Annotated in this window: 29 protein-coding genes and 1 tRNA gene; 13 read left to right on the top strand and 17 right to left on the bottom strand. The window is 61.3% G+C overall.

Annotated elements, in window-relative coordinates:
- Positions 1-136 precede the first annotated feature (136 nt).
- The 3 genes from ACWTU7_RS07125 to ACWTU7_RS07115 all read left to right on the top strand — a co-directional run bounded on the left by ACWTU7_RS07125 (position 137) and on the right by ACWTU7_RS07115 (position 2,360).
- Positions 137-772 (top strand): PAS domain-containing protein, encoded by a 636-nt coding sequence (locus ACWTU7_RS07125; protein WP_455838269.1) that lies wholly within the window; start codon positions 137-139, stop codon positions 770-772.
- Positions 773-892: 120 nt separating this feature from the next.
- Positions 893-1,510, top strand: a complete 618-nt coding sequence (locus ACWTU7_RS07120) for a PilZ domain-containing protein (RefSeq protein ID WP_455838268.1) — start codon at positions 893-895, stop codon at positions 1,508-1,510.
- A 241-nt stretch (positions 1,511-1,751) separates the two neighbouring features.
- Positions 1,752-2,360, top strand: a complete 609-nt coding sequence (locus tag ACWTU7_RS07115; RefSeq protein ID WP_455838267.1) for a transglutaminase-like cysteine peptidase — start codon at positions 1,752-1,754, stop codon at positions 2,358-2,360.
- A gap of 206 nt (positions 2,361-2,566) precedes the next feature.
- On the opposite strand, the gene ACWTU7_RS07110 is transcribed toward ACWTU7_RS07115, so the two are convergent.
- The gene (locus ACWTU7_RS07110; RefSeq protein ID WP_455838266.1) at positions 2,567-4,159 is read right to left on the bottom strand and encodes a BTAD domain-containing putative transcriptional regulator; all 1,593 of its coding nucleotides are present in this window, start codon (positions 4,157-4,159) and stop codon (positions 2,567-2,569) included.
- Positions 4,099-4,578: an AfsR/SARP family transcriptional regulator gene (locus ACWTU7_RS07105; protein ID WP_455838265.1), complete on the bottom strand. Its 480-nt coding sequence runs from the start codon at positions 4,576-4,578 to the stop codon at positions 4,099-4,101. The genes ACWTU7_RS07110 and ACWTU7_RS07105 overlap by 61 nt, the downstream gene beginning before the upstream one ends.
- 648 nt (positions 4,579-5,226) lie before the next feature.
- On the opposite strand from ACWTU7_RS07105, the gene ACWTU7_RS07100 reads away from it, so the two are divergent.
- Complete coding sequence (locus ACWTU7_RS07100) at positions 5,227-5,787, top strand: ankyrin repeat domain-containing protein (protein WP_455838264.1); 561 nt, start codon at positions 5,227-5,229, stop codon at positions 5,785-5,787.
- Between the two features lie 53 nt (positions 5,788-5,840).
- Here the strand turns inward: ACWTU7_RS07100 and ACWTU7_RS07095 are convergent, their stop codons facing one another.
- Both ACWTU7_RS07095 and ACWTU7_RS07090 read right to left on the bottom strand, forming a co-directional pair.
- Positions 5,841-6,368, bottom strand: a complete 528-nt coding sequence (locus tag ACWTU7_RS07095; RefSeq protein WP_455838263.1) for a gamma carbonic anhydrase family protein — start codon at positions 6,366-6,368, stop codon at positions 5,841-5,843.
- A gap of 19 nt (positions 6,369-6,387) precedes the next feature.
- Positions 6,388-6,732 (bottom strand): DUF6949 family protein, encoded by a 345-nt coding sequence (locus ACWTU7_RS07090; protein WP_455838262.1) that lies wholly within the window; start codon positions 6,730-6,732, stop codon positions 6,388-6,390.
- A gap of 164 nt (positions 6,733-6,896) precedes the next feature.
- On the opposite strand from ACWTU7_RS07090, the gene ACWTU7_RS07085 reads away from it, so the two are divergent.
- Positions 6,897-7,628, top strand: a complete 732-nt coding sequence (locus ACWTU7_RS07085; RefSeq protein ID WP_455838261.1) for a hypothetical protein — start codon at positions 6,897-6,899, stop codon at positions 7,626-7,628.
- Positions 7,629-7,746: 118 nt separating this feature from the next.
- Here ACWTU7_RS07085 and ACWTU7_RS07080 read toward each other — a convergent pair whose 3' ends face one another.
- A complete protein-coding gene (locus ACWTU7_RS07080) occupies positions 7,747-7,950 on the bottom strand; it encodes a DUF3126 family protein (RefSeq protein WP_013531334.1) in 204 nt (67 codons plus the stop codon).
- A 151-nt stretch (positions 7,951-8,101) separates the two neighbouring features.
- Positions 8,102-8,950: a serine O-acetyltransferase gene (cysE, locus tag ACWTU7_RS07075; protein WP_455838260.1), complete on the bottom strand. Its 849-nt coding sequence runs from the start codon at positions 8,948-8,950 to the stop codon at positions 8,102-8,104.
- Positions 8,951-9,171: 221 nt separating this feature from the next.
- Between cysE and ACWTU7_RS07070 the strand changes: the two genes are divergently transcribed.
- Complete coding sequence (locus tag ACWTU7_RS07070) at positions 9,172-9,774, top strand: HD domain-containing protein (protein ID WP_455838259.1); 603 nt, start codon at positions 9,172-9,174, stop codon at positions 9,772-9,774.
- A gap of 49 nt (positions 9,775-9,823) precedes the next feature.
- On the opposite strand, the gene ACWTU7_RS07065 is transcribed toward ACWTU7_RS07070, so the two are convergent.
- From ACWTU7_RS07065 to ACWTU7_RS07055, 3 genes are all read right to left on the bottom strand, one after another.
- Positions 9,824-10,591, bottom strand: a complete 768-nt coding sequence (locus tag ACWTU7_RS07065) for an alpha/beta fold hydrolase (protein ID WP_029353775.1) — start codon at positions 10,589-10,591, stop codon at positions 9,824-9,826.
- 20 nt (positions 10,592-10,611) lie between these two features.
- A complete protein-coding gene (locus ACWTU7_RS07060; protein ID WP_455838258.1) occupies positions 10,612-11,124 on the bottom strand; it encodes a DUF192 domain-containing protein in 513 nt (170 codons plus the stop codon).
- 111 nt (positions 11,125-11,235) lie between these two features.
- Positions 11,236-11,832, bottom strand: a complete 597-nt coding sequence (locus tag ACWTU7_RS07055; protein ID WP_455838310.1) for a cold-shock protein — start codon at positions 11,830-11,832, stop codon at positions 11,236-11,238.
- Between the two features lie 216 nt (positions 11,833-12,048).
- On the opposite strand from ACWTU7_RS07055, the gene gloA reads away from it, so the two are divergent.
- A complete protein-coding gene (gene gloA / locus ACWTU7_RS07050) occupies positions 12,049-12,489 on the top strand; it encodes a lactoylglutathione lyase (protein WP_127317011.1) in 441 nt (146 codons plus the stop codon).
- A gap of 29 nt (positions 12,490-12,518) precedes the next feature.
- On the top strand, positions 12,519-12,812 hold the full coding sequence (locus ACWTU7_RS07045) for a DUF2218 domain-containing protein (protein WP_455838257.1): 294 nt from the start codon (positions 12,519-12,521) through the stop codon (positions 12,810-12,812).
- A gap of 10 nt (positions 12,813-12,822) precedes the next feature.
- Here the strand turns inward: ACWTU7_RS07045 and ACWTU7_RS07040 are convergent, their stop codons facing one another.
- Both ACWTU7_RS07040 and ilvA read right to left on the bottom strand, forming a co-directional pair.
- The gene (locus tag ACWTU7_RS07040; protein ID WP_455838256.1) at positions 12,823-13,377 is read right to left on the bottom strand and encodes a DUF1697 domain-containing protein; all 555 of its coding nucleotides are present in this window, start codon (positions 13,375-13,377) and stop codon (positions 12,823-12,825) included.
- A gap of 10 nt (positions 13,378-13,387) precedes the next feature.
- The gene (gene ilvA, locus ACWTU7_RS07035) at positions 13,388-14,644 is read right to left on the bottom strand and encodes a threonine ammonia-lyase IlvA (RefSeq protein WP_455838255.1); all 1,257 of its coding nucleotides are present in this window, start codon (positions 14,642-14,644) and stop codon (positions 13,388-13,390) included.
- 229 nt (positions 14,645-14,873) lie between these two features.
- Here ilvA and ACWTU7_RS07030 point away from each other — a divergent pair, with 229 nt between their 5' ends.
- Entirely contained in the window at positions 14,874-15,950 is a 1,077-nt protein-coding gene (locus ACWTU7_RS07030; protein ID WP_455838309.1) for an alpha/beta hydrolase, read from the top strand.
- A 147-nt stretch (positions 15,951-16,097) separates the two neighbouring features.
- Complete coding sequence (locus ACWTU7_RS07025; protein WP_455838254.1) at positions 16,098-17,264, top strand: alpha/beta hydrolase; 1,167 nt, start codon at positions 16,098-16,100, stop codon at positions 17,262-17,264.
- A 27-nt stretch (positions 17,265-17,291) separates the two neighbouring features.
- Here the strand turns inward: ACWTU7_RS07025 and ade are convergent, their stop codons facing one another.
- From ade to ACWTU7_RS07005, 4 genes are all read right to left on the bottom strand, one after another.
- Positions 17,292-19,097, bottom strand: a complete 1,806-nt coding sequence (gene ade / locus ACWTU7_RS07020; RefSeq protein ID WP_455838253.1) for an adenine deaminase — start codon at positions 19,095-19,097, stop codon at positions 17,292-17,294.
- Between the two features lie 433 nt (positions 19,098-19,530).
- Positions 19,531-19,983: a cupin domain-containing protein gene (locus tag ACWTU7_RS07015; RefSeq protein ID WP_455838252.1), complete on the bottom strand. Its 453-nt coding sequence runs from the start codon at positions 19,981-19,983 to the stop codon at positions 19,531-19,533.
- Positions 19,984-20,132: 149 nt separating this feature from the next.
- A complete protein-coding gene (locus tag ACWTU7_RS07010; RefSeq protein WP_455838251.1) occupies positions 20,133-20,312 on the bottom strand; it encodes a hypothetical protein in 180 nt (59 codons plus the stop codon).
- 54 nt (positions 20,313-20,366) lie between these two features.
- Positions 20,367-20,576, bottom strand: coding sequence for a hypothetical protein (locus tag ACWTU7_RS07005; protein WP_455838250.1), 210 nt, complete (start codon positions 20,574-20,576; stop codon positions 20,367-20,369).
- 67 nt (positions 20,577-20,643) lie between these two features.
- Here ACWTU7_RS07005 and ACWTU7_RS07000 point away from each other — a divergent pair, with 67 nt between their 5' ends.
- Positions 20,644-21,144, top strand: a complete 501-nt coding sequence (locus tag ACWTU7_RS07000) for a hypothetical protein (protein WP_455838249.1) — start codon at positions 20,644-20,646, stop codon at positions 21,142-21,144.
- A 230-nt stretch (positions 21,145-21,374) separates the two neighbouring features.
- Here the strand turns inward: ACWTU7_RS07000 and ACWTU7_RS06995 are convergent, their stop codons facing one another.
- On the bottom strand, positions 21,375-21,812 hold the full coding sequence (locus tag ACWTU7_RS06995; RefSeq protein WP_455838248.1) for a hypothetical protein: 438 nt from the start codon (positions 21,810-21,812) through the stop codon (positions 21,375-21,377).
- A 26-nt stretch (positions 21,813-21,838) separates the two neighbouring features.
- On the opposite strand from ACWTU7_RS06995, the gene ACWTU7_RS06990 reads away from it, so the two are divergent.
- A complete protein-coding gene (locus ACWTU7_RS06990) occupies positions 21,839-22,270 on the top strand; it encodes an ion channel (RefSeq protein WP_455838247.1) in 432 nt (143 codons plus the stop codon).
- A 500-nt stretch (positions 22,271-22,770) separates the two neighbouring features.
- Positions 22,771-22,856, top strand: a tRNA-Leu gene (locus tag ACWTU7_RS06985).
- 44 nt (positions 22,857-22,900) lie between these two features.
- On the opposite strand, the gene ACWTU7_RS06980 is transcribed toward ACWTU7_RS06985, so the two are convergent.
- Complete coding sequence (locus ACWTU7_RS06980; protein WP_065008177.1) at positions 22,901-23,479, bottom strand: NUDIX domain-containing protein; 579 nt, start codon at positions 23,477-23,479, stop codon at positions 22,901-22,903.
- Positions 23,480-23,503 lie beyond the last annotated feature (24 nt).

Below are 23,503 nucleotides of genomic sequence, written 5' to 3'. Positions count from 1 at the left end.
TTAACGACCCCGACCCGTGAACAAGTGTTAACGATGCTGGCACGCATCCTGCTCCGCAACGCATGTAGGTCCTCGGAGGGCGCCCTTCTGTTCACCGATGGGACATCAGACGACAGATTGCGCGGAGCAGCATAACATGAACCAGAACGGATCGATCAGGCTGTTCCATTATTGGAACCGGCTGCGTGACGGGCGCCCTGCCCCGAAGCGTTCGGAAGTCGAGCCAGCCGACATCAAGTCGCTGCTGGCCGACACATTCATCCTGGAAAAGGATACGCGCGGCGAAGCGGTATTCCGGCTCGCCGGCACCAGGCTTTGCGCGGTCTATGGCCGTGAACTCAAGGGGTTTTCCTTCCCCTCTCTATGGCGGGAGAAGGACCAGCGGCTTATCTCGAAACTGATCCACGGCGTCTTCGATCAGAAATCCGTATTGCTCATCACCTATGAAGGTTTCAGCCGCACCGACCGTTCCAGCAAGTTCGAGCTGCTCGCCCTGCCGCTCGACGGCGGCGTCGAAAATCCGCGCTGCCTCGGCGTGATAAGCGCTGCTGAAAAGCCCTTCTGGCTGGGCGCGGACCCGATCGCCGACGCCCTGATCGATTCGATCCGCGTCGTCGATCCGGAGAAGGAACCGATATTCGCCAAGAACCGGCCGGCCATCGACGTTCCCTCGCTTGTCCCGTCGGAACTCGATCCGCCCCAGACGATTTCGGCTCTCGGCCAGGCGCGCCGCATCCGCCATCTGGTCGTGTTCGACGGCGGGCGCGGGTAATAATCCAAAACTCTAAAGTAGCGGTGTCAGGCTTTCCCCTTTGTTAACCCGCTTCGCTGTAGCTTTCTGACGAAGTTCCTCGCATCAACGCGCGGAATGCCAGACGGGGTGTAGGCAGTCATGAGGTCAGCGGCGGTCGACACCGCGCCGTCCCGAGCTGAAAGGCGTAACTTTCAGCGCGTTCGCGTGAAAATCTACGGACGCTTCATGCTGGAGGATCGCACCGAACATCCGTGCCAGGTGGTCGATATGTCGCCGGGCAATGTAGCGCTTCGCACCGAGCGCATCGGCATGCCGGGCGAGAAAGTCATCGCCTACATCGATCACATCGGCCGCATCGAAGGCGTCGTCACCCGCATCCTGCAGGATGGTTTCGCGATGACGGTCATCGCCTCGGAACGCAAGAAGGACAAGCTTGCCGCGCAGTTGACCTGGCTCGCCAACAAGCACGAGCTTGATCTGCCGGAAGATCGTCGTCACGAACGCGTCGCGCCGCGCAATCCGACCACCGTGCTTCAGCTCAGTGATGGGCGCCAGTACCAGTGCCGCATCATCGACCTGTCGCTTTCGGGCGCCGCGGTCGAGATCGACGTCAAGCCGGCAATCGGCATCCAGGTCATGCTCGGCACGATGCGCGGCCAGGTGGTGCGCCATTTCGAGGACGGCGTCGCCATCGAGTTCGCGGTCATCCAGCGGCCCGAAACACTCGATTCCGAATTCAACGCATCCGGCACCTGACAACCAACACACGTTACCGCAATCGAACCGGCCCATTTCGGCCGGTTTTTTGTTGCCCCGATGCCGCGCCAAGGCGCCGCGCCGGCCGATACGGCCCCGCGAGAACGCCTCAACAATTTTGTACTGAAATGATTCAAATTTTATGTTTATTCTATAGGCGTTTTACTTAATGTCTACTTCGAGCCTTTGCGTCGAATAAATCCAATCGTGTCATTGTCTCCTCAAACGGGGAGACTGAACGATGAAGACGACGAGGGGCAAGCTGTTGCTCTTGGCAATGGCGATGCAGCTTACCGCCTGGGGAACGGCGTATGCAGCGGGACCTGCCTTCATGCACACCGGCAGCCGTACCACACAGCCGGTCGGCCATTACGAGTTCTGTCAGAAGATTCCGCAGGAATGCAATCAGCGGACGCCGAAGCAGGCGCCGATCGAGCTGACCCGCAAGCTGTGGGCGAAGATCGTCAGCATCAACAATTCGGTCAACAGCAAGATCGCGCCACGCACCGATATGGAACTGTGGGGCAAAGAAGAAGTCTGGTCCTATCCCAACAGCGGCTTCGGCGACTGCGAGGACTATGCGCTGGAAAAGCGCCGCGCGTTGATGAACATCGGCGTTCCGGCCGGCGACCTGCTGATGACGGTTGCGCGCCAGCCGAACGGAGACGGCCACGCGGTGCTGACCGTGCGCACCAGCCTCGGAGAGTTCATCCTCGACAATCTGGAAACCAGGGTGCTGTCCTGGACTGCTACCGACTACACCTACCTGAAGCGCCAATCGAGCCAGAATTCGGGCGCTTGGGTAATGATCAACGACGGCCGCTCCGACGCGGTCGCCAGCGTCCGCTAAGGACGCCAATGCATATCGCCCAAAAGTGCGCAGCGGTTTTGGGATAGCGACATGCATAAAACAGAGATTAAGCGCGTCGCATCATTTGAACGCGCCGCGCCTTAGGAGAAAACCCGGTCGAGCCCCACCCCCCCGTCCCCAACGACCGGGTTTTAGGAGCCGGCCCCGTCCCCGGGCCGGCTCCACCATTTCAGGAGACACGGGCCTTAGTCCGGCAGGCCCGCCTTGCGAAGGCCCTCGATATATCTGCTGCGATCGTCCGATCGATGAAACGGCGGCAGCACCTCGGCGAGATTCGAAAGCCGCAGCGAGGGATCGAACGCGCACAGCCGGGCCATCATTTGCTGCGCTTCCAAAAGCCGCCCCGCCAGGGCATGACCTACGGCCGCAACGCGCATGGCGCTTGCGTAGTTCGGCTGGGATCGCAACGAGCTTTCTGCCCATTCGACAGCGTCATCGTAGCGGCCAGCACAGAAGTGAGCGAGCCCCGTGCAGAACTGCCAGGCGAACAGACGTGGATCCAGCGGGCTCAGGCGCATGGCGCCCGCAGCGTGTTCGACGGCTCTGTCCGGCTCACCAAAGCAGGCTCTCACCCAGCTGCTTAGGCCCCAGGCAGCCGCTAAATTCGGATTGAGAACGAGCGCGCGATCGATGCAGACCGCACTGTTCTTGAGTTCGCCCCCAACATAACCAAGGACGTATCCACCATGGGAAAGTGCAATCGCATCGTCCCTGCCGAGTTCGACCGCTCGCCTCGCCAACCGGACGGCTTCTGCGACCTCTTCCGCGCGATCGACCATCCAGCCATTGCTCTTTCGAGTGGCGTAGCATCGCGCAGCCCGCGCGTAAGCTGCGGCAAACTCCGGGTCACGGGCGATCGCTGCCTTGAACAGTTGCAAGGCTTCGTCGATAGCCGCTTGATCGTTGACCGTCCGGTCAAAGACTGCGAGCCCGCGGAGGTAGTAGTCATAAGCGTCGAGGCTTTCTGTCGGCTTGCGTTTGGCACGCTCGATCTCAGCCGCCTCCACCTTCGGTGTGATTGCGCCGACTATGCTCGAGGCGACCTGGTCCTGCAGATCGAACACCTCGGCGAGCGTTCCGTCAAAACGATCGGCCCAGAGATAGGCCCCCGTCGAGGTGTCGATGAGCTGTCCGGCGATGCGCAGGCGGTCACTCGCCCGGCGCACACTTCCCTCGACCACATAGCGCACGCCCAGTTCACGCCCGACCTGCTTTATGTCTATGGACCGCCCCTTGTAGGCAAAGCTCGAATTCCGAGCGACTACGAACAGGTGGCGGAAGTGAGCCAGGGCGGTGACGATGTCTTCCACCATACCGTCGGCAAAATATTCCTGCTCGACATCACCGCTTAGATTCTGGAATGGCAGCACTGCAATTGATGGCTGGTCGTCGTGTCTCGCTGGGACTGCCCGCATTTGCCCCGGCGCCGCGACGCCATAGCTTGGCCCCGGCGGCTGATGTCCAGTTCGTTCGCGGGACTGCAGAGAAGCCGCCAGTGAGCTTGTCTGCGCCTCCGGCTCCGCATCCAGCTGCTTCTTCAGCGCAGTTCGACAAAGCTCGAACTGGCGCAAGGCCGCGTTTTCGTGACCGCGATGCGCGTGGATCCGGATCAGCGCCCGATGGGCGGCCTCCGCGGTAGGATCTGAGGCGAGCAATCTCTCTGCCAGCCCTTCGCAGGCTGTCTCTTCAGCAGAGCCGGGTATGGGCAGCGCGAGGCTCAGCCGATCCACCAACTGCACGCCTTGCGCTGATATCTGTTCAGATAGGGTCCAAACCACTCATCCAGTTCCTCAGGAATGGCTTCCCCTGCAAGCACCCTACCGCGGTAGAGGTCGGCGGCGAAGGCGAGATCGGTCGCCCGGCCCTCCTCCAGTTTCCGGTCGAAGATCGAAATGTCCGCTTGATCCGGGCCGGTAATCAGCGCGACGGCTTCGTGATCCCCGTCGATGTAGACGGCGGCATCTTTGCTGGTCGGGAACGAGCGCCGGATGTCGACCAGTGCTTGCCGCAAACTGTTGCGCGCCTGGCCATTGCTTCGTCCCGGCCAAAAGGCTTCGGAAAGCTGCTCGCGACGATGGCCGCGGCGGCCGGCAAGGACCAGGGCAGCAGAAAGCAGCGAAGTCTTGCGCGTGGCGAAGCGGACGGGCCGGCGCTCCAGGGAAGTAACCTCGAGGCCGCCAAGCAACCTGATGCGCACAGATGGTCTCCAGACTTTGACCGCCGCGGCAGAATAGCATTTCGGTGGTTGGATTTAACACCGATTTAACGGCAGCTCGTCGGACATTTCCGTTTTTTCACGCTCAGCCGAACAGCCCGAAAACACCCGCGTGGCACGTTCCCAGCCGCAAATCTCGAAATTGGAGACTAGAATGGCTCATACGGAAACTCGCGCCGACCGCAGCGCGTCGAAAAGACACTTGTTTGGATCTAGCAGGAAAAGCGTAGCAATAATTATCGCCACCTTCAGGGGACGGCGACGGACCGTTGCAGAAGGCAGGGCGCTAGCCGACTTGACGCCCGATCAGCTGAACGACATCGGTCATCCGGAGGCCCATCGACCGGTGCTCAACATCAAGGCAGGTCTGATCGCGAACTTGATGTCGATGCGGTAAATTCGGCGTACCACTGCGCAAAGGATCAGCTGCCGGCAGCCTGCAACCGCTGCATAGTCGAACTCGCACCAAACGCGCGGGCTGGATTGTCGGCAGCTAAGAGACTTAAGCGGGATGAGATTCTAACAAACGCAGCCGCAAGAACTTCTCTCCAATCGCAACCCGCCCATGAGGCTTTCAGGCAACTGCCAATGGGAGCAATGTGGCGGCCGTTCAACCTCCGGATCGCTGCGATGTTGGAAATCCCGGAAGATCGATGCGAGCGCCACCGCCTGTTCAAGGCCATCGATGACGCGTTCAAGGCGGGCGACTTCGAGGGCCTCGGTGTCGCCCTCGGCGGCTCACCCGGCTGGTTTGACGAGCAAATGCCGTTTGAACTCGGCCTTGGACATCCACTGGAATATGCGATCTATTGGAGTCCCGCCGCTTTCATCTCGATCTTACTGGATGCGGGCTCGGACCCGAACTATCACCACCACAGCGGCTTTCCGGCAATCATCGCGGCACTGTCCACCGACCGGGCTGACAGACTGGAAATCGTCCGAATCCTGATCGATGGGGGCGCAGACCCCAACATGCGGGGCGTAAACGACTGGACACCGCTTCACTATGCAGTCGCCATCCGTAGCGTCGATGCCATCCGCCTGCTGTTGGCGGCGGGCGCCGACCCATCGCTCGAAACCCGCATCGACGACTATACGACAGCCCTCGAGGACGCTGACAATGCCGGTTTTGAAGCCGGCGCTTCGTTGCTGCGCGATGCGATGACCGGGCACGGCTCCAATGGACGGTGAGTTGGGGGACGATGCCGGTGAAACCATAGCCGAAGGTTTGAGCAAGGCTGGCCTCAGGTCTTCATCAGTCCCGCTTTGAAGCGTTTGCCGTTGGCGACGTAGTGCGCGGCCGAAGCGCGCAGCCTTGAGACCGCGGCATCGTCCAGCGCTCGCACCAAACGCGCGGGCGAGCCGATGATCAGTGAATTGTCGGGGAATTCCTTGCCTTCGGTGACCAGGGCGCCGGCGCCGACCAGCGAGTTCTTGCCGATTTTCGCGCCGTTCAGCACGATGGCGCCCATGCCGATCAGGCTGTTGTCGCCGATCGTGCAACCGTGCAGCAAGGCGCGATGGCCAATCGTGCAGCCTTGCCCGATGGTGAGGGGAAAACCGGCATCGGTGTGCATGACCGTCTGTTCCTGCACATTGGTATCGGCGCCGATGATGATCGGCTCGTTGTCGCCGCGAATGACGACGCCGAACCAGAAGCCTGCATTGCGGCCGATCTGTACGTCGCCGATCAGGGTGGCGTCGGGCGCGATCCAGTTGCTGTCCGCGTCCTCGAAAACGGGGGCTTTTGCGTCGATCGCGTAGAGCGGCATTTCGATCTCCCGATTCGTCTCACACTGAAAAGTCAGCCGAACCTAGGAGCATGCCCGCAACGGATGCAATGTCGATCAGCACGACGCCCAACGCCAATGCCCAGACCGTCGCGGTGCAACCGCAGGAGATCAGCGCCGGAGCGGAAATGCGGCCTTGCCGCCAGGCGTCGAGGGCTTCGTTGGCGAACATCAAGGGTCCGGCGCAGGCCGTCGCGGCGAGCGAGCGCAGCACATGCGCCGGCGACACATAGGGCTCGACGAAGGCAAGCCGACGGCCTGAGATCAGCTCCATCGCCGATCCCACCAGGCCGCACGCCGTCAGCCCAACCATAAAAGCAAAGAGTGTGTGTTCGACCGGACCCATCTTTACCTTCCATTTACCATGAAATCGCACAGTCGTGTTCGACAGGCGCCGTTGCAAGAGCCGTGCCGCGCCACGTGTGCCGCCTAAGGACATCCCAAGAGGGGACGTCCCAGGGGACGGCCATGGGACATCTTGCGACAGGCGGCCGAAAATTGGGGATCGCGATGAAGCAGACAGCCACCGCCAACGGTCCGCAACTTACCGTCGTCGATTCCAAGCTGATGAAGCGGGTGTTCTACGTGTTCGCGGCGCTGGCAATGCTTTCGGTGACGATCAGCCTTGGCGGCAAATGGTTCGGCCGCTCGATCGCCATGGCCGGATACACCGACGACACGACAATCCACGAGGTGGTGATCGGCAACAACGTCATCGCCGTGCCGGCCAATGTCATCCGCTTCGACCAGGCCCGGCGCGACGGCATCGCCTCGCGGCTCGACCTCTATCTGCGCTATCCCGAGATGGACGGCTACAGCGAAGCCGCCCGCAACGATTTCAACCATACCGGATCAAGCAAGGACATCATTTTCCTATCGTTCGAACGGCAGATAATGTCGCGTGAGATGAGCGGCCGCTTCGCGCCGATCTACAGCGCACTGATCGTCCAGCCCGGCACGCCCGGCCCGGGCGGCACCACGCTCTACGGCTTCACCGAAAAATCAGGCTATTTCAACGAGGTGCTGGCGGTCGCCAATCGCCGGGGCAAGGACCCGTTCGTGGCCCGCTGCCTGAGCGGCCCGAGTGCTGCGCAGTCGCTGGCGCCCTGCGAACGCGACATTCTGGTCGGCGACAGTCTCAGCCTCAGCTACCGCTTTCCCATGGAATTTCTGGGGAACTGGCAGGCGCTAGATGCAGCCATCGCCGCCGAGGCTGCGCGTATGCTGAAGACAGGGCGCTAACGCATTGTGTCTGAAGGGATTATGCGACGCGCTTTGGGGGCAAATCGCAAACGGCGGAGATTGGGTCCCCTTCTCCGCCAGGGATAACGGCGCCTACCGGTAATCGAGAACCCCCGACTCAGGCCAGATCGATGTCGAGGATCGCCATCGAGAAGTTATAGTCGCCGTCGTCCTCGTCCTTGAAGACGATGCCGAGGAATTCGTCGCCCACATAGACCTCGGCCGAATCGTCCTTGCGCGGCCGCGCCTTCACTTCAAGCTTGGGGTTCTGGAAGACGCGCTTGAAATAGGCGTCCAGCTTTCTGATTTCGTCCGGCTTCAAAACTCTTCTCCGATCGTCGGTCTTGCTCGTTTGAGCGCGCTTCTGGCACGTCGACAATGGCGATGTAAAGGCAAGCCGACCGGATATGCGAGAACCGACAGGCGGCAGAGCCGGCAAACGGAGTTCCGTTGCCCGCCCCGCGGACTTGAAATCAGATATCGAAGCTGACGACGTGGTCCATCGACTGTGATGGCAAAAGCTGGTCCATCTGCCGCGAAGGCTGGTCGCAGCCGGTCTCGCCGACGACACGAGCCGGCACGCCGGCAACCGTCTTGTTGTGCGGCACCGGCGACAGCACCACCGAGCCTGCCGCGATCTTCGAGCAATGGCCGACTTCGATGTTGCCGAGGATCTTGGCGCCGGCGCCGATCAGCACGCCGTAGCGGATTTTTGGATGGCGGTCGCCGCCGGCCTTGCCGGTGCCACCCAGCGTCACCCCGTGCAGGATCGACACGTCGTCCTCGATCACCGCCGTCTGGCCGACGACGAGGCCGGTGGCGTGGTCGAGGAAGATGCCCTTGCCGATGCGGGCGGCCGGATTGATGTCGGTCTGGAACACCGAGGACGACCGGCTCTGCAGGTAGAGAGCGAAATCCTGGCGGCCCTGGTTCCACAGCCAATGCGCCAGCCGGTGGGTCTGGATGGCATGAAAACCCTTGAAATAGAGCACCGGCATGATGAAGCGGTCGCAGGCCGGATCGCGGTCGTAATAAGCCTGAATGTCGACACGCACCGTCGACGACCAGTTCATGTCGTCGGCTGCCATCGCCTTGAATGTCTGGCGGATGAGATCGGAACCGATATCCTGATGGGCGAGCCGCTCAGCCAGCCGATGAATGACCGCCTCCTCCAGGCTTTCCTGGTTGAGGATGGTCGAATAGAGGAACGCCGCCAGCAGCGGATCGCGGTTGACCGCCTCCATCGCCTCGTCGCGGATCGAGCGCCAGATCGGGTCGATCGGCTCCACCATGGTCGGGCGGGCAATCGTAACACTGTTCATCAATGGTCTCCGGCTTGCCTGCTTGCCTGTTCTCCGGTCGCATAATGCGCATCGCGATCAAATTGATGCGCATTAAGCATCTGTTTTTGAGCATGTCGTTGTCCCAAAACCGCTGCGCACTTTTGGGCGACATGCTCTATAAGCCAGATCATAGCACGGTTGAACTCAATTTTCCTTAGTGCTTTGTCAAATGGATTTGGTTCACGGAAATTCAAGCGGCCATGGAAAACGAACCCTTGATCGACGAGCCGCTGAAGCACGAGCTTTCCGCGCTCTACCGAGCCGAAGGCCGCCACTATCACAGCCTTGCCCATATCGAGGCAATGCTGGCGCTCACCGGCCACTATCAGGCATCCCTGTACGATCCCGAGGCGGTCGAGGCGGCGATCTGGTTCCACGATGCCATCTATGACAGCCGAGCCAGGGACAATGAGGCGAGGAGTGCCGCCCTTGCCGAGAAAAAACTCGCCGGCCGCACGGATACGGAGCGCCTGGACCGCATCACAGCGATGATCATCGCCACCGCCACGCATGAATTGCCGCACTTTGACGACGAGAATGCCGTCCGCGACGCAGCGCTGTTCCTCGATATGGACCTGGCGATCCTTGGTGCGACGCCTGATGCATTCGATGCCTATGAGCAAGCGGTTCGCCGCGAATATGGCTGGGTGGAGGAGTCGATGTGGCGTGCCGGCCGCAGTGCTGTTCTGAAGAGTTTCCTCGCCCGCCCGCGCATCTTCCACACCGAGGAATTCCGGCAGCGGTTCGAGGTTCAGGCTCGGCAAAACATGGCGCGTTCGCTCAAGGCGCTCGGGCTAAGCTGAATCCAAACAGGCGTAGTTATAAGCATCCATACGCTGCGCATCGATGCACTCACAGCGGATTTTCGGCATAGAACTCCAGCACCCGCTGCTTGAAGGTTTTGTCGCCGACGGCCAACATGTGGTCGCGGCCCTCGATGTGAAAGGCCCTGGCGTTCGGCATCAAGGCGGCCAGTTCGTCGGGCGAACCGCCGATATCGTCCTTGGTGCCGACGGCAATCAACGTCGGCTGGGCAATGCGCCCAATGTCGGCCTCGGCCAGCAATTCCCGCGAGGTGGCAATGCAGGCGGCCAGCGCCCGGCGGTCGCTGCGTGTCTGGTCGGCGAAGGCGCGAAACGAGCGGCCGCGCGGATGGCTGGTGGCATCAGGATCGTCGGCCAGAAGGGCGGCGGCGATCGGATCCCAGTCGCCGACGCCGTCGACCATGCCGACGCCGAGACCGCCGAAGACCAGCGTCGCCACCTTGTCCGGGTCGGAAAGCGCCAGGAAGGCCGATATCCGCGCGCCCATCGAATAGCCCATGACATGGGCGCGTTCGATGCCGAGATGGGTCAGCAACGCTGCCCCGTCGGAAGCCATTTTTGCGGGGGTATAATCGGCCTCTTCATAACTCTTCGACGAGGCGCCATGGCCGCGATTGTCGAAGGCGATGGCGCGGTAGCCGGCATCGTTAAGCGCCTTGAACCAGCCGGGCGACACCCAGTTGACGTAATGGGTCGAGGCAAAGCCATGGATCATGAGCACCGGATCGCCCTGCCCCGATGCCGGCTGGCGGTCGAGGAAAGCAAGATCAAAACCGTCATGGGAGAAAAACTGCATCTGCGCCGGATCCTGCGCGTTCAGTTGTACGCAGTGCCGATTGCCGGGTGGCGCAACAAATCGCCGTCCGCGATGCCGCTCCTGGCGGCGGTGCCCGCCTTGAGCTCGAGCACGAAGCGAACCGGCTCGCCAGGCGAGATCATCGCCTCGGATTGCGGCTCGCCTTGCTTGATTGCCCGGATCCTGCCGTCCTGACTGACAAAGATCAGGTCGAGCGGCATCGGCGTGTTCTTCATCCAGAAGCTCACATCCCGAGGCTCCTCGAACACGAACAGCATGCCATGATCGTCGGCCATCTCCTGGCGAAACATCAGGCCGGCCTCGCGCTCGGCGGAGGTGTCGGCGATTTCGACGGAGAACGAGCGTTCGCCGCCTTTCGTCACCGCGACCAGCGGCTGCGGGTCGACGGCAAGGATCATCGCCCGGCTGTCTGCCGAAGCCGGTTGCTGCGAATGGAAGAAAGCGCCTGTGGCGATGACAAAAGCGATCGCGGCGCAGACTACGCCCGTTGTCAGCCAGTTCCTGTAAGTCATTCAGAATCCTCGGCCATCGCCCTAGACCATGATCCCGAACCTACGGTTCGAAAAACAACATGGTCAAGCAGAAAGCACTAGGTCGCATCCCGATTCGATCGGGATGGGATCTTAGTGCGAGACGGGCAAGGTACCCATATCCGGGTGAATTTCGGCAGCCATAAGGCCTTTGTCGCCGCGCCCGAAGCGGACCAGCACAACCTGCCCGGGCCTGAGCTCGGTAATGCCGTAACGGCGCAGGGTCTCCATGTGGACGAAAATGTCCTCGGTGCCCTCGCCTCGGGTCAGGAAACCGAATCCCTTGGTGCGGTTGAACCATTTCACCAGCGCCCGTTCGAGGCCGCTTTCCGGCGTCACCGAGACGTGGGTGCGCTGCTCCTGCATCTCCGCCGGATGGGTCGCCGTGGTGAGATCCATGGAGAGCACGCGGAACGCCTGCAATCCGCGCTCACCTTGCTTGACCAGGCAGACCACGCGCGCACCTTCCAAGGCGGTCTGGAAACCGTCCTTTCGAAGACATGTCACATGTAGGAGAATATCGCCGGAAGAGCCGTCATCGGGAAGAATGAAACCGTAGCCCTTGGCCACGTCGAACCATTTGATGGCGCCCGCCACCTCGACAAGATCGGCAGCGTCGCCGCTCTCGTCTCTTTGCAAGGCGTCGTGACCGGTTCCGTCCCGCCCCATGAAAGAGGCTTTTTCCCCCATAAGAACGCCCCCTTTTTCCAAGAATACCGCAACTGATTCTTGAGTTAGATTAACACTGCCGCTTCCGGTGTGTGCAAGACCTGAGCTGCCTTTTTTCACGGTTCATTGCAGGAATACCGGATTTGTTGTTTGCCGGCACGACCGGTTATCGGGAATTGCCCTTTGGCCGGGTGGCCCCTATGTTCCGCCGCAACGCAAACGTTTCGAGGAAATCACATGCGCTATCTTCACACCATGGTCCGTGTCGCAGACATCGATGCCTCGCTCGACTTCTACTGCAACAAGCTTGGCCTCAAGGAAGTGCGCCGCCACGAAAACGAACAGGGGCGCTACACGCTGATCTTCCTCGCCGCGCCCGAAGACGAGCAAAGCGGCATCGCCGACAAGGCGCCGCTGATCGAGCTCACCTACAATTGGGATCCGGAAGACTACAAGGGCGGCCGCAATTTCGGCCACCTCGCCTACGAGGTCGACGACATCTACGCCACCTGCCAGCAGCTGATGGACAAGGGTGTCACCATCAATCGGCCGCCGCGCGACGGCAACATGGCCTTCGTCAAGTCGCCGGACGGCATTTCGATCGAGCTTTTGCAGAAAGGCCCGGCCAAGGCCAAGGCCGAGCCCTGGGCCTCGATGCCGAATACCGGAAGCTGGTAACCAGTCACATTATCGGAGAGAATCCATTCATGCCGACCAGCCATGTCGATGTCGCCACCGAACATGCGAGCCGCTATCTGCAGCAGCTTTGCAAGCATTGGGCGCACAAGTTTCCCGTCGAGTTCGATCCGAACCACGGGACAATCGATCTCTCACTGGGTCGTGCGGCTCTGGATGCCGATGCGGCAGCGCTGCATATCGCGGTAACCGCTGACGAAGCCGGCTCGCTGGAGCGCCTGGAAACGGTCGTCGCCGACCACATCAAACGCTTCGCTTTCCGCGAAGAGCTGATCTTCGATTGGAAAAGGGCCTCGGCAGCGTAGGCGACCACGTTCAGCCGTCTCGGCCGGCTAACTCCAGCAGCGCCTGCACCGTGCGCCAGTTGCGCGCGGTGTAAGGCACTTTCAGCGTGCGCGGGATGAGGTTGGCAAACACCGATTTGCCGAGGCCATCCGGTGCGTGCAGATAAAGTACGTCGTCCCTGATCTCGAAGCTTTCAGGGCCGGTGCACTTCTGCGAAAGACGAGCCGTCTCCTCAGGCGTTGGCGCACGCTCCAGCGCATAGACGTGGAGTTTCGTCGGCTCCCCGGCGAATTCCGGATAGGGATTGCCCGCCACCAGCCGCTCGAACCAGCCGAGATCGCGCACCATGATGCGCGAGTGAAATCCCCATTTCTTCTCGAAGGCCGTTTCCAGCTGTTTGGTCAGCGTGGCCGCATCGCCCGTTGCCGACCGGAACACGACGTTGCCGCTCTGCACGTAGGTGGCGACGTCGCCAAAGCCGAGTTTCTCGAAGAACGACCGGAGTTCGGCCATCTTGACGATGCGGTTGCCGCCGACATTGATGCCGGAAAACAATGCAACGAATATCTTCTCCTCTTCACTCATATTCGGGCGCTCATATGATGAACCCGGCGAGCGTCTCGTTGTCGGTGATGTCCTGATACTGAACGCCCTCGGCCTCGAAATTCGCGTTGAGCAGCTCGAAATTGCGGCGATCCTTCGTTTCGATGCCGATCAGCACCGAACCGAAATTGCGCGCCGACTTCTTCAAATATTCGAAGCGGGCAATGTCGTCGTCAGGCCCAAGCAATTCGAGAAAGTCGCGGAGCGCGCCCGGCCGCTGCGGAAAGCGGATGATGAAGTACTTCTTCAGCCCCTCGAAACGCAGCGCCCTTTCCTTCACATCCGGCAGCCGCTCGAAATCGAAATTGCCGCCCGACACCACCGCGACGATGGTCTTGCCCCTGATTTCCTTCTTCGAAAAATCCTTGAGCGCGTCGATCGCCAATGCGCCGGCCGGCTCCAGCACTACGCCTTCGATATTCAGCATCTCGATCATGGTCGCGCAGAGCCGGTTTTCCGGGATCAGCCGCACGGCCTCAGCGGCAAACTCCCTGAGGTGCCGCAACGGTTCGCGGCCGATCTCGGCCACCGCCGCGCCGTCGACGAAATTGTCGACCCTGGCAAGCTTGATGCGCTTGCCGGTGGCGAGGCTCTCGCTGAGGCTTGGCGCGCCGGCCGGCTCGCAGAAGACGAAGCGCGTGTCGCGGCGCTGGTCGGCGAAATAATGCGTCACACCCGCAGCCAGACCGCCGCCGCCGACCGGAAGCATGATGATGTCGGGCATCCGCGCGCCCGGCATCTGGCCCGATATCTCGTAGGCGACGGTCGCCTGCCCCTCGATGATGTCCTTGTGGTCGAACGGCGGCACCATGTGCGCGCCGGCGCTTTCGGTGAATTCGAAGGCGGCGCGGTAGCAGTCGTCGAAAAAGTCGCCGACCAGCCTGATCTCGACGAATTCGCCGCCGAACAGCCGCGTCTTATCGATTTTCTGCTGTGGCGTCGTCACCGGCATGAACACCACACCTTGTCTGCCGAAATGACGGCAGACGAAGGCAAAGCCCTGGGCATGGTTGCCGGCGGAAGCGCAGACGAACAGTTCGGCGTCGTTGCCGGCGTCGAGCGCCTTGCGGAAGAAATTGAACGCGCCCCTGATCTTGTAGGAGCGCACCGGCGACAGGTCCTCGCGCTTCAGCAGCACGCGCGCCCCGGTCTTCTTCGACAGGTAACCGTTTTCCTGCAGCGGCGTTTCCGGAAAAATCTCGCGGATCGCGGCGGCAGCGGCAGCGACGCGGGAGGAGAAACTGGTCATCGGAAAAGTCACCCCGAATCGTCTGTGGTCTTCGCGTGCGATTGTCGGTCACGAAGCTAGCACACGCCGTACGTGTTTGATCAGGGCAATCGTTCTGGCTTTCGTGCAACAGTGCTTTGACTGTCGCTAGGCGCTGAGCGCAATTCGGCTGGATATGACTTACTTCTGCCGCACTTCGACTGTCCGGGAGGGGTTCGCGGAGGTTGGATAGCCTTTCGGCCGGAGTGGAATTCTAGAGTTGAAGAAGATTTGTATCCTTGTCCTTACCTTGCTCGTTGCCGGCTGTGGCGGCCGGCAAACCGAGGAACTGCTCGGCAGCGCCATGGTGTCCGCGCCGGTGACGGAAATCGCCGGCAACCACAGCATCTTCATCGCCACGACGCGCAAGCGCTCCGACGATCCCAGCAAGGTATTTGACGGTGAGCGCTCGGCCACGCTGAACTATGCCCGCGCCAACGTCACCGTGCCGGGGACCCACGAAACCGGTCGGATCGAGCGGCGTTCGCGCGGCAAGTCGAACGACCCGGCCAAATACTTCATGGCCTCCGACGTCGTCGGCTACGACACCGCGCCGAAATTCTCCAGCGCGCTCAGCACTGACATCGCCGCGCGCGGCGGCCGCGTCATGGTCTTCGTCCACGGCTACAACACCGGTTTCGACGCCGCCGTCTACCGCGTCACCCAGATCGCCCATGATTCCGGCTACCCGGGCACGCCGGTGCTGTTTTCCTGGGCGTCGGGCGCCAAGACCAGGGACTATGTCTACGACAGGGAAAGCGCCAGTGCTGCCCGCGACCAGCTGGAAGTGACGCTGAGGATGCTCGCGCAGACCGGCGCGCGGCGCATCGACATCGTCGCGCATTCGCTGGGAACCTGGGTTACCATGGAAGCGCTGCGCCAGCTCGCCATCAACGGCGACCGCGATCTCGGCGGCAAGCTCGGCGACGTCGTGCTGGCCTCGCCCGACATCGATGTCGACGTGTTCAAGAGCCAGATGCGCCGCTACGGCAAGCCGAACAAGCCATTCATCCTGCTCCTGTCCGACGACGACCGGGCGCTGCGGCTCTCCGGCCTGATCGCCGGCTCGCGGCCGCGCGTCGGCGACTACAAGGACGCCGCCGACCTCGCCGACTATGGCGTGAACGTTGTCGATCTCTCCAGCGTCAAGGGATCGGACCGTTTCAACCACACCAAATTTGCCGACAACCCCGAGCTGGTGAAGATGATCGGCCAGCGGCTGCGCGAGGATGACGGATTTGCCAGCGACCGCGAGGTAACCGACCGCATCAGCCTGCTCGGACAGTGAGGTGCGTTCCACGCCCTGTTACTTTCGTCGTGCGTGTTCACGGATGCGGCACCATCGGATCACTTTCAACTGGACCGGGCCGGCCCTTGGATTTATCGAAATAGCGAGCGACGTCACCAGCTTGACGTCCCCCTTGCGGGAGCCTGCGTGACCGTGCGTTCGAAGATTTTTCTCGTCGTAGCGTTTGCGCTCGCCGTTTCCGGCTGCGCCGGTGGGAAAACACACGACCTTCTCAACACGACGGCTGTCACAGTGCTTGCCTCCGACATCGCAGCCACGCATGAGATATTCGTCGCCACCACCCGGAAAAAGGCAACGAAAGATCCGCGGCAGGTGTTCGACGGTGACCGTTCACCGACCACCAGTTTTGCCAGTGTCGAGGTCACCGTTCCGAAGGTCCATCAGGTCGGCGCCATCGAGCGGGTCAGGAGCTCCGCCAACAGCAATCCGGCGAAGGATTTCACGGCAACGGAGGTCGAATTCTACGAAGGCGCCCCAGAATTCGCCAAGGCGGTCGGCGCCGACATCGCCATGCGCGGCGACCGCGCGCTGGTCTTCGTGCACGGCTTCAACAACGGTTTCGACGACGGCATCTACCGGCTGACGCAGATCGCGCACGACACGAAATATCCCGGCACGCCGGTGCTGTTCTCATGGGCGTCGAGCGGCAAAACCACAGGCTATATCTACGACAAGGAAAGCGCCAACGCTGCGCGCGACGATCTCGAAGAGACGCTGCGCATGCTGGCCAAGACGAAGGCCAAGAGCATCGACATTATCGCCCATTCGATGGGCACCTGGGTGACAATGGAGGCGTTGCGCCAGCTTGCCATCACCGGCGACCGCGATCTCAGCGGCAAGCTCGGCTACGTCATCCTGGCTTCGCCCGACATCGATGTCGATGTGTTCAAGAAGCAGATGATCCGCTACGGCAAGCCCGACAAGCCTTTCGCCATCCTGCTTTCGGGCGACGATCGCGCCCTCAGAGTCTCCTCCCTGATCTCCGGCGACAAGCCGCGCGTCGGCGACTATGGCGACGCGGCCGACCTCGCCAGCTACGGCGTGTCGGTGATCGACCTGACCAAGACCAAGGGCGGCGACCGTTTGAACCACGCCAAATTCGCCGACAACCCTTTCCTGGTGCAGTTGCTCGGCGACCGGCTGCGCGCCCCGGCCGGCCTGGCATCGGAGGAAGACAATCCGGCGCAGCCGATCGACAATCTCGGCCAGGGCATCGGCAAGGCCGTCGGCTCGGTTGCCGAGATCGTCATCACCACGCCATTCAGGGTGCTGACCATCGCCACCGGCGGATGAGCAATTTGGGCTCGCCCTTGGTCGTTGTCAGACGAACAGGTCGACCTTTTGGAACGTCGTCACGTCGATCAGGCCGACGTCGGAAATCCTCAGTTCCGGGATGACGACCAGCGCCAGCAGCGAGTGCTGCATGTAGGCGTTGTTCAGCGAACAGCCCATCTGGCGCATCGCCTCGGTCAGCTTGTCGGCCTTGGCCGCGACGATTTCGGCGCGCTCGTTCGACATCAGCCCCGCGATCGGCATCTCGACCAGCGCCAGTTCCTTGCCCTTGGAGAACAGCACGACGCCGCCACCGACCTCGCCCAGCCGGTTGACCGCCAGTGCCATGTCCTGCTTGCGGGTGCCGACGACGATGATGTGGTGCGCATCATGCGCCACGCTGGAGGCTATGGCGCAGTCGCCCATATAGCCGAAGCCGGAGACGAAGGCATTGGTGACGCCGCCCGTGCCCTTGTGGCGTTCGACCAGCGCGATCTGGCAGACGTCGTTGCGACGGTCCATGGCGACCAGACCGTCCTCCACCGGAAGATCGGCCTCGAGCGCGCGCGTCGGCGCCTGGTTCTCGATCACGCCGATGACCCGCACCCGCACCTCGTTGGCGCCGATAGGCGCCACGATGTCGAAATCCCCTGACTTGAGCTTCCTGCCGAGCTTGACGGTGTTCTTCGACGTCTTCGGATAGTCATAGGCCGGAATGTCGATGTCGAGCTTGCCGCCCTTGGCCAGCCTGACGCCGCGGCCATACACCTCGTCGATAGTCATTGCGGCCAGATCGGAGACGATCAGCAGATCGGCGAGTCGCCCCGGGGCGATCGAACCCAGCTCTCGCTCCAGCCTGAAATGCTGGGCAGTGTTGAGCGTCGCCATCTGGATCGCCGTCACCGGCTTCAACCCCTGGCTGATGGCGTGCCGGACCACCCGGTCCATATGGCCTTCATGGACAAGCGTGCCGGAATGGCTGTCGTCGGTGCACAGGATGAAATTGCGCGGATCGAGCCCGCTCTCCGTCACCGCTTTGATCTGCGAGGCGACGTCGTACCAGGCCGAACCCAGCCTCAGCATCGCCTTCATGCCCTGGCGGACGCGGGCGATGGCGTCCTCGGCGCGCGTGCCTTCGTGGTCGTCCTCGGGGCCGCCGGCGACATAGCCATGGAACGGCAGGCCGAGATCGCGCGAGGCGTAATGGCCGCCAACCGTCTTGCCCGCCCTCACCGTCGCGGCGATCTCGCCCGACATCACCGGATCGTTGGCCGCAACACCGGGAAAATTCATCACCTCGCCAAGCCCGATGATGTTTTCCCACGCCATAGCCTCGGCGACATCGGCGACCGTCAGCTCGGCGCCGGCATGCTCCAGCCCAGGTGCGGAGGGCACGCAGGACGGCATCTGCACTAACACGTTGATCGGCATGGCGACGGCCTCGTCATGCATCAGCCGCACACCCGGCAGGCCGAGCACATTGGCGATCTCGTGCGGATCGATGAACATCGAGGTGGTGCCATGCGGGATGACCGCGCGGCAGAACTCCGTCACCGTCACCATGCCGCTCTCGACATGCATATGCGCGTCGCAGAGACCCGGCACCAGATAGCGTCCGCCGGCGTCGACCACCTTGGTGCCCTGCCCGATGGCGTGGCCGGCATTCGGTCCGCAATAGGCGAAGCGGCCGCCGGCAATGGCAATGTCGGTGCCGGCGATGATCTCGCCGGAGTGAACGTTGACCCAGCGCCCGTTGCGGATGACGAGATCGGCGGGCCTCCTGCCCATGGCGACGTCGACCAGATGCGTGGCCGCCTCGGCCCAGGGTTTTGGTTTCGTTGCGGTCTTCGCCATGAAGAGACTCCTGTTTTCCCGACTGTGCCAAGCCGATGGCGTTTTGACCAGCGAGATCGGCGGATTGCCTGAGGGCTCCTCGGCCTTAATATCGACGGTGATTTTCGCGTCTGATGCGAGCTCGCGATTCGTTGCTTTGTGACGGCATTTATAGATTTCGCCATGGCGCTGATTTGCGCCAACGACCCGCCGCGGAGGCGGGTTTTTTGTTTCGGCGCCGTCCACGGCAAAGTGCCCAACCGGAATACGATTCGGTTTGCGGCAAATCAGATTGGCTCCCGTTAGCGAATCTTTCTGAATCGACGTTCGGGAAACCGCAGACACCACTCGAAGACTCAGATCAGAACTGGAAGTGCCTGATCCGGCCGCTCAGAGGGTCTCGACCTCCACCATTCGAGCCTGCAGGCGGTTCAATCAATTTGTCCCCGCACCGTCATTTTTTGCTCGGATCGTCCGCCGGATTGACGTAGTTGATCGTGAACGGTCCGTCGCCATGAACCTGAATAATCGTTTCGCTTGTCATCCAGGCGAAGTGATTCATTCCGGCCGGCGCAACTCCGAAGCCGCCAGCAGTCAGTTCGATGCCTTTCGCCTCGTCGAACTTGTCGCCCATTCCGATATGAAAGTTGCCGGAAAGCACCGTTATATATTCCGCGGTGGGATGACTATGTGCGGCAATTTTGTAGCCGGCGGGCGTCTTCAGTCGCAGCACATAAGGCCCATCCTTTGAGGGATCTCCAGCGATAACAGCTATGTCCGCGCCAGCGGGAATGACAGCAGGAGCAGGGCCCCATTTGATACTGTCCGCGTTCACTGGCATATCATCGGCAAACAGAGGCGCTGTCCCAACAAGCAGCAGCGCCAGAGCAGAGGCGAGCTTGAGCATGACAATCTCTCCATTGGTTCGTAGAGGACAGCGTCAAATTTCAACGCTGAATCACTCACCAATTGGAGCCTACCAATGCAGAACGCCCGAACGCATCCTCCGAACGGGGGACGCGCTTTCGTGGCGGACCTCGGCCTGGAAAGCCGCCGTTAAGTGTTCTCCCGCTGTTCCCTGTCGCGGCAGTTAAGAAGTTCGACCAGATCGTCGGCCTCTTCGATCGGCATGTCGATCAAGGGGACACCCACCTCGACAACCGGCAGCCCTGTGAACACATCGATGATGTCCCACGTGCCTTCAGGTGTCTTCTCAATGTCGTAGCGTTGAGTCATGGGGGAGTAGTGAGCCATGAGGGTAGAGGGGAAGACCTGGCGCGTTTTACTCGATCATCGCTCGTTCGGGCTTCGGCAATGCGGAAATGGATCCCGCCCGGCCTGATCAAGCGCCTCAAGCAATGAGGCAAGGGGGCTGGGAAGTCGCAGGTCGACGGCAAGATCCAGCGCGTCGTGTAAATACCGGCGATTATCTTCGGAACGGATCAGTTGCCGAACGGCTTCGGCAACAGACTTCCCTCGTTCTGTGTCAAACTCCGCCATGTTCGGAATTCCAGTAGCTTTAGTGCGAAACTCAGCCACTACGAAATTGTTCCAGGTGGAAACGATCTTGTTTGAACCTCAGTGTTTGATTCCCTCGCTGGGAACGGTTGCCGCCGGCCCGGTAACGGCAGCTATGCTGTTGACTTGGGCACGGATTTCGCGCCCACGATCCGCATCCAAGGCGGGTCGCGCGTGCCATGATGCGGGCCGGAAAAAACGCTCTAGCCTTGAGGCACCCGGTAACGGTTGGGTAACGAGCCTGCCCCGGCGAGGGGGAGTCCGGGACAGGCTCGGCTCCTCGAAACATGCCGGATTTCTCCGACTGGCCTTAAACCACTGTGCCTGCGCAAAGTTCCATTGCGTGGTGATCATTTTTCCTCGCGAAAGTCCTGCAGCGAGGCATGCCGAAGGTCTTTCTGCCACGCAGGTGTTTGGCGATCCGCGCAAGAACGAAGGCGACGATTTTTACATCTGCACGATCTGTGGGCAGCCGGTCGATATGCCGGATCTCAGGCAAGTGATCTGGCGCGACAAGCCGGCGCACGATCGGCTGGAAACGGACGCTTAGCGGCGCCTTTCTCGCCCGCGCCGTTATGACCGAACCGTAACCTCGACCGGCAAGGGGGAGCGCTGATTCTGCAGCGAGGCAGAAGCGCGATCAGCGGGCTGGCGAAAAGCGCGACGGTGACGTCCGCCTTGCTCTTGTGCCGCAGCTATTGCGCGATTTTGGTTCCGTTGACGCCCGGCAATCATGGACGGCCCAGGGGCGAGCGGTCGAGTTCCGGTTCTCATAGCACACTAGCCCAGCACTAAGCCTGCAATCAAAACGGTAAACCCGATAGAAAGCGGGACCGCCAAAAGCCAGCCAGCCTCCAAAACACTATTTTCCTGCCGATCCATAACAGTCTCCTCTTTGACGCTGCCCCTGATTACGAAAGCTCTGGGGAGCGGTTCGGTTCCGACGGATTTGCCGACGACCCGGCGGCGATGGCACCACGGGGCCTCGCGTTCGCCCTCACCATTCGCGTCGGCGGCGATCGCATCGCGTGGCGTCAGGGCCACGAGCTCATGGATGGCACCGTTGATCTCACCGCGCTCCAGACGCTCCACAAGGCGCCGCAGGACGATGTTGGAGCGGATGTCGTCGATAGCCTCGATGAAGGCGGCGGGCAGCATCGGGCTCGTACATCGCGACAAGCTGTTCGAACCGCTCGCGCGGTGATAGGCGTTGAGCATCTGAAGCCTACTTGAAGGTACCGCAATTGGTCATCGCGTTCGCCATATCTGCAGGTCTCGCACTGGTAACGGTTCTGATGCACTATGAGGTGCTGAATATCGCCGGAGCGATGAGGCGTCGTTTTTCACTTCCGATGCGGGTTGATCTGCTGCTCTTGGTCATCGCAGCGATCATTGCTCACGTGGTGGGGATCTGTCTTTTCGCGGTCGCCTATGCCTGGATGCACCAGCATCGAGACCTTGGAGCTCTCGCAGGCTTGTTTTCCGGGAGCGCAGCGGATTTCTTCTATTTCTCGATCACCTGTTACACGACCATCGGCTTTGGCGAAGTCTATGCCACTGGGCCGATGCGGATCGTTGCTGCCTTGGAAGGTCTCAACGGACTCGTCCTGATCGCTTGGTCAGCATCGTTCGCATACGCATCGACTTCGGATTTGTGGAAGCGGAAGCAAGACTGACGCGCGTGCGTAGTGCTTTGAGCGCCTAAGCTTCCACAAACGCAATGAGGGCTCGCACGCGGCCTGGCCGCGGATGGAACCATCAACAAGGCCGAGGTCGAGTTCCTTCAAAAATGGCTGGCAGCGAATGCGGAGATCAGCAATCAACCGATCATCCGAACCATGCCTCCCTCCCCCATTGGAACCCCGCGCAGCTAATCCCAATTGGAGATTAAGGCTGCACACTGGACGGGCTGCGCGTCACCTATGCCGCCGCCATACGGCGCATGGGCAATGACGCCGTGACGGGCACGGACGCGCTGGGGGCCGCTCTACGCGCTTGGGCGAGCACTATACCAGGCATGTCGAGAAAGAGGTTGGACGCTGCGAGCATGGACCAGAAAATATGGCAAAAACGGGCTCCGGCGAATGAAAAGGGGAACGCAGTTTTGCACAACACAATTTTCGGACTGCACAACGCCGATTGACGAAATCGCCTAAGTAGTTGAAACGAAAAGGGCGCGGACGTGGCGGAATTGGTAGACGCAAGGGACTTAAAATCCCTCGATCTCTGATCGTACGGGTTCGATTCCCGTCGTCCGCACCAGGAACACCGGCGCCACCCAGCGGGCGCGTCCAGGTTCCGGCAGATCAAGCCCGGATCGGGTTCAGCTTCAGATGCTGGATCAGGATGATCGTCTTGGCGTCGATGATGCGGCCGTCGGCGATGCCGGCCAGAGCTTCATCGAGCGGCATCTCCAGAACCTCTATGTCTTCGCCTTCTTCCGGCGCGCCGCCGCCGTCCGAGATGCGGTCGGTCGGCGAATAGCGCGCGACGAAGAACCAGAGCCGCTCGGTCACGCTGCCAGGGCTCATAAAGGGCGAAAACAGCCGATCAACGTCCTTCAGGTGGTACCCGAGCTCCTCTTCCGCCTCCTTGCGGATGCAGGTTTCGGGATCGTGTTCATCGAGCAGGCCGGCGCAGGCCTCGATCAGCGGCTCGCGGTGGCCGGTGACGTAGGCCGCGTAGCGGAACTGCCGAACGAGCAGAACCGTCGAGCGCTCGGGGTCGTAAGGCAGGATCACCGCCCCGTCGCCGCGATCGTAGGTCTGGCGGATCTGCGTCTCCCATTTCCCGTCGCGCCGGCGATAATCGAGAACGGTCTTTTTCAAGACTGCCCAATCATCGGAAAGGACTTCTTCCGAACGGATACGAATGCGGTCTTCCATGGTGAACTCCGTGCTGCCGGCGTG

The sequence above is a fragment of the Mesorhizobium sp. BHscii genome, assembly GCF_053848065.1.
Note: the sequence above shows the minus strand (reverse complement) of the source record. Positions and strands in the feature narration are given on the sequence as shown.